10 protein-coding genes are annotated in these 12,672 nt (G+C 35.6%); 7 read left to right on the top strand and 3 right to left on the bottom strand.

Features of this window, described 5'->3' with window-relative positions; all coding sequences use genetic code 11:
- Positions 1 to 321: 321 nt before the first annotated feature.
- From mgtE to F6K54_RS28565, 6 genes are all read left to right on the top strand, one after another.
- Entirely contained in the window at positions 322 to 1,728 is a 1,407-nt protein-coding gene (mgtE, locus tag F6K54_RS28590) for a magnesium transporter (protein ID WP_293085259.1), read from the top strand.
- Between the two features lie 264 nt (positions 1,729 to 1,992).
- Positions 1,993 to 2,736 carry a hypothetical protein gene (locus tag F6K54_RS28585; protein WP_293085256.1) on the top strand — a complete coding sequence of 248 codons (744 nt, stop codon included), beginning with the start codon at positions 1,993 to 1,995 and terminating at the stop codon, positions 2,734 to 2,736.
- A gap of 1,222 nt (positions 2,737 to 3,958) precedes the next feature.
- Positions 3,959 to 4,774 carry a hypothetical protein gene (locus F6K54_RS28580; protein WP_293085253.1) on the top strand — a complete coding sequence of 272 codons (816 nt, stop codon included), beginning with the start codon at positions 3,959 to 3,961 and terminating at the stop codon, positions 4,772 to 4,774.
- 379 nt (positions 4,775 to 5,153) lie between these two features.
- A complete protein-coding gene (locus tag F6K54_RS28575) occupies positions 5,154 to 6,053 on the top strand; it encodes a hypothetical protein (RefSeq protein WP_293085250.1) in 900 nt (299 codons plus the stop codon).
- A complete protein-coding gene (locus F6K54_RS28570; protein ID WP_293085247.1) occupies positions 6,046 to 6,195 on the top strand; it encodes a hypothetical protein in 150 nt (49 codons plus the stop codon). Before F6K54_RS28575 ends, F6K54_RS28570 begins: the two co-directional genes overlap by 8 nt.
- Positions 6,196 to 6,523: 328 nt before the next feature.
- On the top strand, positions 6,524 to 8,731 hold the full coding sequence (locus F6K54_RS28565; protein ID WP_293085244.1) for a hypothetical protein: 2,208 nt from the start codon (positions 6,524 to 6,526) through the stop codon (positions 8,729 to 8,731).
- A 519-nt stretch (positions 8,732 to 9,250) separates the two neighbouring features.
- Here the strand turns inward: F6K54_RS28565 and F6K54_RS28560 are convergent.
- Entirely contained in the window at positions 9,251 to 9,640 is a 390-nt protein-coding gene (locus F6K54_RS28560) for a nuclear transport factor 2 family protein (protein WP_293085241.1), read from the bottom strand.
- Positions 9,641 to 9,713: 73 nt separating this feature from the next.
- Between F6K54_RS28560 and F6K54_RS28555 the strand changes: the two genes are divergently transcribed.
- A complete protein-coding gene (locus F6K54_RS28555; RefSeq protein WP_293085238.1) occupies positions 9,714 to 10,235 on the top strand; it encodes a DUF1499 domain-containing protein in 522 nt (173 codons plus the stop codon).
- Between the two features lie 382 nt (positions 10,236 to 10,617).
- Here F6K54_RS28555 and F6K54_RS28550 read toward each other — a convergent pair whose 3' ends face one another.
- Both F6K54_RS28550 and F6K54_RS28545 read right to left on the bottom strand, forming a co-directional pair.
- A complete protein-coding gene (locus F6K54_RS28550; RefSeq protein ID WP_293085235.1) occupies positions 10,618 to 11,295 on the bottom strand; it encodes an FHA domain-containing protein in 678 nt (225 codons plus the stop codon).
- Between the two features lie 516 nt (positions 11,296 to 11,811).
- Positions 11,812 to 12,195, bottom strand: coding sequence for a hypothetical protein (locus tag F6K54_RS28545; RefSeq protein ID WP_293085232.1), 384 nt, complete (start codon positions 12,193 to 12,195; stop codon positions 11,812 to 11,814).
- Between the last annotated feature and the right edge of the window lie 477 nt (positions 12,196 to 12,672).

Here is a 12,672-nt window from a genome sequence, read left to right as displayed (position 1 = left end):
TATTATCTATGATTATATCATGTCCGTATAATTAGTGATAAAAAAACTTTCTCCTTCTTCTTCTTTCTTCCCTCCTGACTCCTGACTCCTGACTCCTGACTCCTTCATAGTTTATTTATAACTGTTCAACCGGACATGATATTACTTGATATAGCACTACAAGAATTGGGTGCCGACATTTTTCAGTCCTGAAACCCTTTTACAGTTTGCTATTCCCAGATTCGGTGTTCCCTATTCCCTAGCGCTACGCGCTGTAACGAGCAAAAAGTGCATTTAGCCTCTAAACTAGATCCAGGAATCTATATATTAGGAGGGTTAGCTTTGACTGAAGATAATAACTATTCATCCTCTTCCATAGCTACTATTTCTCGTCAAGAATTACGGGAGTTAGTTCGATCGCAACTTCAAGCTCTACTAGAACAAGATAATTTATCTGGAGCTAAAGCTATGTTAGTTCCTGTACAACCCGCCGATATTGCCGAAGCGATCGAAGGTTTACCAGAAACGATGCAAGTCATAGCATTTCGCTTGCTTTCTAAAGGTGAGGCGATCGAAGTCTATGAACAACTAGACTCCAGCGTACAACAGTCTCTATGCGAAAAGTTCAAACGCCAAGAAGTCATAGATATAGTTGACAAAATGTCACCTGACGACCGTGTTAAACTATTTGAAGAATTACCCGCTACCGTTGTCAGGCGTTTATTAGGTCTACTCAGCCCCGCCGAACGCCAAGCTACAGCGCAACTTCTGGGTTACAACTCTGGAACAGCAGGACGGATAATGACTCCGGAATACATCTCTCTTAAAGAAGAATATACAGTTTCTCAAAGTTTAGAACGTATTCGCTCATTAGCTCACGTTACCGAAACAGTTTATTCTCTATACGTCACTGACACTAACCGTCATCTCACAGGTATTTTGTCATTGCGAGATTTAGTCACTGCTCAACTAAACCAAACTATCAGCGAAATTATGAGTCGTGATTTTGTCTGCGTGGAAACTGGTACTGATCAAGAAGAAGTTGCTCGTATTATTAAGCGTTATGACTTTCTGGCAATACCAGTAGTAGATAGTGAAGAACGACTGGTTGGTATCATTACCATTGATGATGTTCTCGATATTTTGGAACAAGAAACTACCGAAGATATTTATGCTTTAGGTGGGGTGCAGTCTGAAGGTGATAACTATTTCCAGGTAAATCTATTTACTGCTGCTCGTAGAAGAGTAGTCTGGTTATTTGTGTTACTGCTGACAAATAGTGTTACGGGTGGAATTATTACAGCGCAGGAAGATATTCTGCAAAAAGTAGTTGCCTTAGCAGCGTTTATTCCATTGTTGACTGGTACTGGAGGGAATGTAGGAGCGCAGTCTTCCACTGTTGTAATTAGGGGTATGAATACCGATGAAATCTGGAAAATTGGGCCGTTGAGAGTGATTCTGCGTGAAGCTGCTGCTGGTACAATACTTGGGAGTGTTCTCGGTTTGTTAGCAACAGTTTGGGCTTTCCTGTTTATTGTTAATGGTAATTTAGAAGTGTCAGTGACGGTGGGTGTAAGTTTGCTGGCAATCTCAATTTTGGCTTCTGTTGCTGGTTCGTCTTTGCCATTCCTGTTTCGTTCATTTGGGTTAGATCCGGCATTAATGTCAGCACCTTTTATTACTACTGCTGTGGATGTTCTCGGTGTTTTGATTTATTTCAACTTGGCACGAGTAATTTTACAAATATGAAAAATTTATGGAGGAGTCATTTCAGTTATCAGTTATCAGTACCTCTACTTTAAAAGGGGAGGCTTGAGACCTTATTTTTTGGTCAGACAGATTTATAATGCCCAAATTACCGAGAAATTGTGGTTTAAAGCCTCCCCTTTTAAGGGGAAAAAAGAAAAAAATTTTCCTTTGAGTCAATCCTCTTCTTTTCAAGGAGAGGTAATTATTAATTATTAATTATTAATTATTAATTGTTGAAATTATCTTTAACTTCTTAACTCTAAAATGGGAGTAGTTTATATAGGCGATCGCGCCGTCGGCAAAACTCATTTCGCATTAGAATTGGCCAATCCCCAAGGAAATTATGTCCAGGTTTCTTTAGTCAATCAAAATTATCAAAATCTCCAGGCAAATTTACTTAATTTAGATGGCACTGCTAAACCTACTCAAAGTATTGAAAAGCGTTCTTTGGATGTGAAAGTTAGACTTTCTACTGGTATTAGTAAAATTTCTGTAGATTGGATAGATTCTCCTGGGGAATTATTTCGTAGGTCATGGCAATCTGAGCATATTAATGAATGGCAAGATTTTAAAGGAACAGTGGGTAAAAGTGAAGGTATTTTTTTAATTGTTCCTCCTTATCGAGAAATTTTACAGCCTCACATTGAGCAGGAAAATTATATTACTCAGCAACAATGGTGCAATAGATTTAATCGTTGGACTGAGTTTTTTATTTATGATTGTCCTCAAGCTCGACGTATTGTAATATGTCTGAATAAAGCTGATTTAATTGATTGTAATCTTGAGCAAGAAATTGCTAAATTGGCTTATTTACCTCATGGTTCTACTATGAATTGGCTGCAACGTCATAATTATGTGGTTAATCGTTATTTTTTACCACTAAAATCACAATTGGAGCAAATAAATAGTAGTCGTTCTGGTTTATCGGTTCGGTGTTTTATTACCAGTATTTATCACCGTAGTTTATTAGAATTACCTTGGATTTATTTAGCTAGTTATTTAGTTTGAAAGAAGGAAGAAGGAATAGGGAAGAAGGAAGAAGAAAGAGGGAAGAAAGAAGCAATAAGTATAGCCAGTGGGAGCATCTTGCTCCCGTGATCAAAACAACTAAGAAAGAAGAAGTGAAAGTTTTGTCATTAGTCATCTTCAGATGACTTAAACTATTAGCCAAGGATTTCAATCCTTGGCTTGGCGAGCCTAAAAGAAGGAAGAAGAAAGAAGAAAGAAGGAACAAAGAAGCAAAAAGTATAGCCAGTGGGAGCATCTTGCTCCCGTGATAAAAATAACTAAGAAAGAAGAAGTGAAAGTCTTGTCATTAGTCATCTTAAGATGACTTAAACTATTAGCCAAGGATTTCAATCCTTGGCTTGGCGAGCCTAAAAGAAGGAAGAAGGAAGAGGGAAGAAGGAAGAAGAAATAGGGAATAAAGAAGCAATAAGTATAGCCAGTGGGAGCATCTTGCTCCCGTGATCAAAACAAGTAAGAAGGAAGAAGTGAAAGTTTTGTCATTAGTCATCTTCAGATGACTTAAACTATTAGCCAAGGATTTCAATCCTTGACGAGCTTGGCGAGCCTAAAAGAAGGAAGAAGGAAGAGGGAAGAAGGAAGAAGAAATAGGGAATAAAGAAGCAATAAGTATAGCCAGTGGGAGCATCTTGCTCCCGTGATCAAAACAAGTAAGAAGGAAGAAGTGAAAGTTTTGTCATTAGTCATCTTCAGATGACTTAAACTATTAGCCAAGGATTTCAATCCTTGACGAGCCATGTCATCCGCTGCCAAGGTACAGTCCTTCAACCTTAAAAGGAATTATTTTAGGACTTACGCAGATACGCTATATATAGTGCTACAAACTGTTGGGCAATAGTTTTTATACTATATAAATAGTGCCTTTGCGTAAGTCCTGTATTTATTATTTGCTGTTTGCGTAGCATCCCGTAGGGAAGTGCTGAAATGCTGACTGCTGACTGCTTATATAGTCATCCGCCAAGAAATAAATTTCTTGGCTCAAAGCAGAAGTCATCTTTAGATGACTAAAGATAGCTAATTTATTATGGCGTTCTTAATGAGACTTGATATTACTGCCAAGATACGCCCCTTCAACCTTAGAAGGAATTATTCATTATTTGCTGTTTGCGTAGCATCCCGTAGGGAAGTGCTGAAATGCTGACTGCTGTTTGCGCAGCATTCCGCAGGAAATGCTTATATAGTAAACACAGATTTAATCAAAAAAATGGGGAATATTTGTATTATTGGACCTACGGGTGCAGGTAAGACCACTTATCTAGCAGGATTAGCTTATTGGCCAGAAAAAAGTCACCCAAATTTTCAAATTACAGCTATTACTAACGATGCTCAAAATTTAGCTAATAAAGCTGAAACAATTATTCTCAATGGTGCTTCTTTAGAACCGACTATTATTGATGGAATAAAAATCAAAAGTTTCTATGATTTACCTTTGTATTCTTTCCACATAGAAATCAAGCGTTGGTGGCAAAAAAAACCAGAAGAAATTAATCTAGTAGTACGGGATTATCCAGGGGAGATTTTTAATGAATTACAAACAGGTATTTCTAATCCTTTACATCAAGAATTTCTCGATGAATGTCTAATCAAAGATAATGTCGGTTGTCTAATTTTACTCCATAAATGGGAGCCAGGAAGCGACATATTTTATAGTAATGTGATGGAGAGATTTATTAATTTAATAGATCAGCGCGACCGCTCCCAAGATTTACGTCTAGCTATAGCAATGAGTAAATGTGAAAGAGGAGAAATTTGGCCTGGTCGTCTAGACCCAGAATTAGACATATTTAAAGTACATTTACCAAGAACAACCAGTATTTTACAAAAGCGTATTCCTCAGCAAAATTTACGGTTTTATGCTATATCTACTTTTGGCGTTCTACAACGAAATGACCCCCGTCCAAATCGTACTGATGAATTAGGAAGTCCCCACTCAATTTTACGGGAACCTTTGAAATGGAAACCTTATGGCATAGTTTCACCCCTGTATTGGTTAAGTCAAGGTAAAACAATTAATAATTAATAATTAATAATTAATAGTTAATAATTAATTATTAATTATTACCTCTCCTTAAAAATAAGAGGTTGACTCAAAGGAAAATTTTTATTTATTATCCCCTTAAAAGGCTATGCTTTATAAACATCTTTCTTAACATAAATATTGACAAAATAGACAAGTTATGTATAAGTCTTTCAAAGGTTTTTGTCAGAGAAAAAGGGTATGAAAAAGTACATTTTTTTGATAACTTGAGTAGTTTTTCCTATCTACTATGATTCTTTCCTTCCTACTCCCCTGCTCCCTACTCCCCTGCTCCCCTACTTCCTACAAGGTTTTCAGGAGTTCCTTATAAGGGATAGCTTAAAAGGAGAGGCTTGAAACCACAATTTTTCGGTAAAAAAGAATGTTTAACTCCCTATTAAAGACCAGAATTAATGAGAATTTAAAAGAAGAAAATTGTTCTGGCATTTTACGAGTAATAGGCGATCGCGCTGCTGGTAAAACTACTTATATGGCAGCTTTAGCTAGGTGGCCAAATGCTGATGTTTCTAGTCCTGTTGAATTAGTTACTCCAGCAAATAAAGATGGAGAATATTTGATTAAGCAGGCAAAAAATTTTATAGAGTCAGGGTTACAAATTGAACAAACTCGTCTAGCTAATGATGTTTTAGAAATTAAGGATTATAGTTTAAGAATTATTCTCAAACCAGAAGATAATTTGAGGCGATCGAATACTGTTTTGAATTTAGATATTAGTTGCAAAGATTATTCTGGAGAATTTTTCAGCGATGTACTTCAGCAAACAGATTCTCAATTACTTAGAGATTACTTAAATGATTGTTTTCCAGCGACGGGAATTATGTTAATGATTGATGGTACAACTCATCGTAAAGACCTAGAATATGCCAGAGGAGTCGATCAACTTTTAGTAGCATTAGCAGGTCGAGATTTGTTTAGTGAAAAACGGCGTATTGCTTTGGTTTTAACTAAGTGTGAATTAGCTGATTTATGGGTAAATAGAAATAGACCAAAATTTTTAGTAGAGGCACGGTTTCCTACTATTTTTGAAAGATTAGAATCTTGGCAAAATTTGGGAATGGGTAGTGTGGAATATTTTACAACTTCTGCTTTTGGGGTTACAGGAAATAAATATTATAAGCCAAATTCTCAGCAAATTTATCGAGGCCGTGGTGGAGTAGCATCAGTATTAGAAGACTCGAAAAAATGGCGACCTTTTGGCTTAGTTTCTCCTATTTATTGGATTTGTACAGGCAAACGTAATTCACAGTTAGATAATGATTAAGGAGTCAGGAGTCAGGAGTCAGGAGTCAGGAGGGAAAAAAGAAGAAGAAAGAAGGAAGAAGGAAGAAGAAAGAGGAGGAAAAGAAGAAAATTTTTTGTTCGTAGTAGGGCTTGAGCAACTGAAATATCTATCTTATAATTGATAAATGTTTGCTACAAATAGCTAGGGTATTTCTTAGAAGTAAGGAGTGAGAACTCAGAAGTCAGAATGAATAGCTTCAATGCCAGTTTTTAGACCGGAAATTCTCTTTTTATCTTGGTACGCGTTCCCTTGCGACTGGCGTAGTCGCGGGGTCGAACCGCTTTGTCAAATATAGGTTTCCTGTAAAGTTTTTTAGTCATACTTATTATTTGTAAAATTCTTTTTTCAAATTGGTATTAGGACTAAAGCCCTACTACAAGCTTTAATTATAACTATTCAACCGGACATTATATAAGATATAAAACCTAACACCTTCCTCAAATCAGCAAATGGAAATTATTGAAATTCACGAGTTCAGCACAGGTATAATTCCCGAAATATTACCCGATGGTAAATGGATTTCTCGGGGATTTAAAGTAGGGGAATATATGAACTTAACCTTGCCTCAAGTTCCCCATTCTGTAGGAAGAGCCATTGCTAATAAAGGCTTTGAAGTTAGCAAAGATCGTAATAGTCAAGAACCTACTTTTGTCGGGCGAGTTATCTTAAGTATAAGTAATGAAGAACCAGATTATTCAGTAGTTGCTGTAGTAACTACTGGTCAAGATGAATATGGGCGTTCTACCTCTTTTCATCGTTATTTTCTCTGCACTGGTAAAGATAAGATTTGGCAAATATTAGACTGGATAAATACTCAACAACAACAAGGTATTAATCCGATATTTAATCCATCTGAAACTAAAGAAATTGGGAAACCAAATCAACATAAAATCACTAAAAAATTAGAAGTAAATTTACCCACAGAATGGCAAAACTGGCTGAGTAGTCAAGTTGTACCTGTAATAATTCCCACTGAATTATCTGACTTACAAATTATTAATAAAATTGCTGAGATTAAAGCCAAGGATCTACCTATATCATGGGCTTATAATGTCGAAGCAATTGAACGACCAGAACAATTTATTATTATTCATCCTGCTAATACTGAAGTAGCAGCAACCCTGGCGCAAAGACAAACAAAGATGATAAAAAATTCCAGGGAAAATATCTCAACAAATATAGATGAAGCAGCTATAGAAACAGCAATTAAAGGATTAATTAGTGGTTCTCAAATCAAACAAGAATGGGTAGAAAATTTAATTTTAAAATTACAGAATGGTCAAGTTACATCAAAATATTTAAACAACCTGTTTGATAATCTGGGGGCGAGTAATGCTGTTAAACAAGGAAATGCTAATGTTCAAATGGTTAGGTTATTAACTTTAAGAGCAATTTTTATTCCCGAAACTTTACCAGAATATCTGAATTGGTTAAATATTACTGGAGATGGAAAAAAAGAAGATGAGAAACAAAAAATATCTCTAAAATTACAATCTCAACTGAAAAATTATCAAAAATTATTAGACCCATTAATTGCAGCAGGAATGAATGACACCTTCTCTCAAATATTAGGAAAAAAAATATCTGTTTCAGCTTTCTGTTGGCTATTAAAAACCAAAAGTAGTTTATGGTCAACGTATTCTAGTACAATTACACAACAAGTTCGCCACGATTTAGAGTATGTGGGAAACAATTTATTAAACATAAGTATTGACCAAGAAATAGAGGAACTAATTTATGGAAATACTATTTGGAAAAAACTCATTTTCCACTTGAAATATCGTCATGATAAAACTAGAACGCGCCATCGCGATCGCTGCAATTATTATCAACCTTTTGTCGAGCTATTTTCTCAACTACCCGATTATGAGTTAGCAGCATATTTTCATCAACTTAGTAATGGAAAAGTACCAAAATCAATATTTACATCAGCATTTCCGAAGTCAAAGTCAATTGATGAAATTAGAATTTTTGGGTTAAATGTTCAACAAGAATTAACTGTTTCCGACAGAATGAATATTTCTCTCAAAAAGTATGGTTTACCAGTAGCAGTAACTTTTTTATTACTGCTTTCTCATGGTCTATCTTTTGTTTTAGGATATCAGGTAAGGAAGTTTAATACTGACAGTATTTATGAACAAAAAAACAATGAAAATCCACTTATTTCCGAAGATACATTAACCGACAAAACAACAAATACTATTAGTATAATTTCCTCAGTAAAAATGGAAAAAGCACTAGAAAAATTTCCCACTACTAGCAGTGTAATTCGAGAAATAGTCCGGGAACTAGAGACAGAAATATTATCTCAAAATTCAACAGTAGTTACATCAGAAGACGCACGCTTAAAAATTATTCAAGCAATTAAGCAAATTCTAGAAAATGATATAAAACTTCAGTATGCTGGAGCGATAGAAGATGAACTTTTAGGAGAACCAGAGAAATATTTAGAAGCACAAAAACAATGGATAGAAGCAATTTATTCTTATCAGCAAAAGTTTTTTAGTAGTGGTTTTGGGTATATAGAACCAAATAAACAAACAGCAGGTAGATTGAAGTGTAATGTGGCTGATTTATTGGATATTCAATTACCACGGAGACCTCGATATTGTGGAAGAAAATTAGATAAGGAGTCAGGAGTTGGTAGTCAGCAGTAGGAACGTTTTGCTCCGCATTTTTCCTACCTTATGCGTAAGTCCTGATGTTATGAAATTGATATTAAATGGAGACAATATCTGCTCTTGAAAAATTATAAAGGTGGAAAGAAACGGCGCGGACAAATCAAAAGCTTCAAACTCAGACAGTGCCAGATTTTCCCTTCTTCCTTCTTCCTTCTTACTTCCCTCCTGACTCCTGACTCCTAAGAAATACCCTAGTGCAGGATGGTGGAAATAATGCCAATTTGATAAATGTTTGCTACAAATAGATAGGGTATTTCTTAGAATTCAGCAATCCAGAATTCAGAAGCCAGAATGAATAGATTTAATACCAGTTTTCAGTTCGTAAATGCTCTTTTTTGTCAAAGTGACATTTCCTGCAAAATCTTTTTATCGCACTTATTATTCGTAACATTCTTTTTTAAAATTGGTATAACTGATCGGTTACAAAATCCTAAAACAATTACAAATCAATACTTCTGACTTCTGACTCCTGACTCCTGACTCCTCAGAAATACCCTAGCTCATCAATGGACTACCATGATGATGAATCAAATACCAATTTCCACCCATCCGCTCAAAAATATTTGTTGCAATACACTTAGTTTTAGTTCTCCTACCTCCAATAACTTGCATCAAATTTTCGATCAAAATAACATAACCAATATCTCCATTAATTTCCGTTGTCACAATATCAAGATCGATTTCAATATAATTAGTATTTTTAAATATTAAATCCCAGGAATTCCGAATATTTTCAAAACCACGAATGGCATTACGACCTGGATGAATGCAAACTGTATCAATACCCTTGGACAAAATAGAACTCATAGTTTCAATGTCCCGTTTTTCAAAAGCTCGATAAAAGGCTTGATTTGCTGTTAATATTGCTTGCTTTTCGTCAGTCATAAAATTTTGGGTTTAGATATAGATTAATTGCTATTATATTAGCCAGTTCAATCACATTATTCTCCGATAGACTATGGAAACAACAGAAAAAAAATCTCCTAATATATTTTTGAAAATGTTATACATTACCCTCTTTTTGTTAGTAACAGTTGCCATTGTTGTCGGAATTAATGCCGCCTCTGACAAACTAAATTTATTTGCTGGCACCAGACCCGATAATCTAGGGGTATATTCTGGACGACTAGCACCTTGCCCCAATAGTCCAAACTGTGTCAGTAGTTACAGTCAGGATGCAGAACATGGTATACCTTCTCTGAGCTATGACTCTAATAATCCAGAAACAGCGATCGCTAACCTCAAACAAATAATTGCATCTATGCCTCGGACTAATATTGTTGAGGAGGATAAAAATTACTTGTATGCTGAGTTTACGACTAAAATTATGGGATTTGTGGATGATGTAGAATTTTATGTAGACGAAGATGCTAATGCTATTCAAGTACGTTCAGCTTCCCGTCTAGGAGAATCAGATTTAGGTGTTAACCGCGAACGAGTCGAAACTATTCGGACAAAATTGAACGAACTAAAAACCTAAAAAATGACGGGAGGAAGTACGCAGCGCCTGTTTTCGGTCTAAAGAGCTGCATAAAGCTAGTATTTTGGGATGATTATGGCAGAAAAATCACTCTTACAATTCTTACTCCTACCTCCTCTAAGTACCCCGTTCCTCCTGTCTCCTGTCTTCCCCTCCACTGGAGGGGTTAGGGGTGGGTTGTCTCCTGTCTCCTACCCTCACCCATAAGACTTTTAGACATCTCCAATAATAAAAAATAAAATCAATTCTTACCCAGAAATTATCAATTATTCCCCTCCTGGGAGGGGGAGGGGCGAGGGGTGGGTTCCCTGTTCCCTGTTCCCTGTTCCCTGTTCCCTGTTCCCTCTTTTCTGGAGATGTCTACTGACTCCTGACTTCTAAATTAAATAATCAGAAATAGTAATCGAATTTTACCTATAGCAATTTCATCTCCTGAGTTTAATATTTCTGGTTTATTCATCCTGTATCCAAATCTAGTTTTACCTACAGGTTTAATATAAATACCATGAGTAGAACCCATGTCTTTAATCTGCCATTGATTATTTTCAAAATAGATTTCTGCATGGGTAGAAGAAACTGTTTCATCTCCATAAAATCCATCTAAATCAATTTCTACAGGACCGATATTCGTGTCAAATTTGCCAATCAGAGCGTTGTTACTATCGATAATAAATTCTGGTACGGGGGAACCTACTTGTTTCGGAATAAGTTTAGCAATTGTTCCAGTAATTACAGTAGGGTTAGCAGAATTTGTAGGTAAAATATTTGCTTTTTTAGTAGTTTCTAGAGTTGGAGGTGAGCTAGTTTGAATATTTGTGTGAACTTGTGGGTTTACAGGATTATTGTTAATATTTTGATTAATCTTTTGATTAATACTTTGATTAAAATTTAGTGGCTGTTCATCTGTTTGTAAAACAGTTTTTTTTTCTCCCTCTTGAATTCCTTTCTCTGCTGTTTCAAACAAAGTAATTGATGGTTGTATTTCTGAGCCACAAACTTCGCAAAATTGATTTTTGTCAGAATTTCTATCGTAGAAACATACATTACAACTAATAGCCATAATTTTTATCAAAAAATAAATTTATTTTAGAGGATATCTGAAAAGTTCTTTGATACTGAATTTTGCCCCCCTAGCCCCCCAATTTTGGACAGGGCTGTTTAATTCTCGATAGACACGGGGACGCGGGGACGCGGAGACACGGAGACACGGTGATGGAGGCTTTTAAGTGGCGTTGAACCAAATATTCTCTCAGAGCTTAAAGACGTTCATTGGCTGAAAAATCGGCAAATTTTGGCAAATTTTATTGTTTTAATACCCCCTAATCTCCTGTTATCCCGCGCATCCTTAATTTACAATACTTTGAAACAACCCTGCTAACTTTGGGGGAAGAGTCAATTTGCTTCTAAAAGTCCCCCAGAATTGGGGAATTTAGGGGGCTTGGATGTAGCAAATGGGACTTCTCAGACAACCTCTTAACTTCTTTTCTACCAGATAATTTTTAACTTGATGTTTTTGTTTAGTAACAGTCTCAAGCTAAATACCTTCTTCCTTCTTGCTCCTTCCTTCTTTCTTACTTTAAGAAAAGTCTAGGGGGGGTAAGGCACCAATTTTTGGTTCTATATCAGATAAGTCTGGATAAATAAGTTGGGTAATTTCTTGATTTCCTGATTCTTTGAGACTGTTAATATTCCGATGATTAATTTTAGGTAAATCTAGAACAATATTACTATCTCTATATCCTTCTTTTATATCTTGAATCCATGTTTTAATAATTATTTTTAAGTACATATCATTAATATGAAAACTACCTTGATTTTGTAGTTCATTTCTAATTTTATTGCAGACTATTGGGGTAAAAAAACTGGCAGGCTGATTTTCATAATATTGTTCTAAGTCTAGAGTATATCTAGATATTTGGTTAGTATTTTTGTTTGTAAGAGTCAAAGAGTATTTTACCATAATAATTACAACTAATGTAAGCTTTTCCTGGGGAATGCTGCGCAAACAGCGGTCAGCGGTCAGCTATTCCTACGGAATGTTGCGCAAACAGCTTTATTACCTTTAGTGGACAATTTAAGCTCATTGTTTTTGTGCTTCAATTCTTTGTTCAAAATGTAGTAGAAGTTAAGCAAATACTTGGTTCATTCATTGCATTAAAAAGCTGAGATCTGAGAGCTAATTGCTAATAGCTGAATGCTTACCTAATAATTAATAATTAATAATTAATAATTAATAATTAGGGCTTGCGTATGGAAAGTCTTTTTTTTCAGAGGAGGAGCCAGAATTTCCGTTTGTCACCACGAAGCAAACAGAATCGGTGAATCCAGGAGGAATAGGAATTACAGAGTCAGTGGCAAAAACAATAGTAAGAGTGATTTTTCGGGTAGCAAAAGCCGAAAATACTCACCTTTTTAACCTACGCTTGCTGAAAAAAAA

The organism is Okeania sp. SIO3B5, from assembly GCF_010692555.1.
Lineage (GTDB): Bacteria > Cyanobacteriota > Cyanobacteriia > Cyanobacteriales > Microcoleaceae > Okeania.
This window is presented reverse-complemented; position numbering and strand designations above follow the sequence as displayed.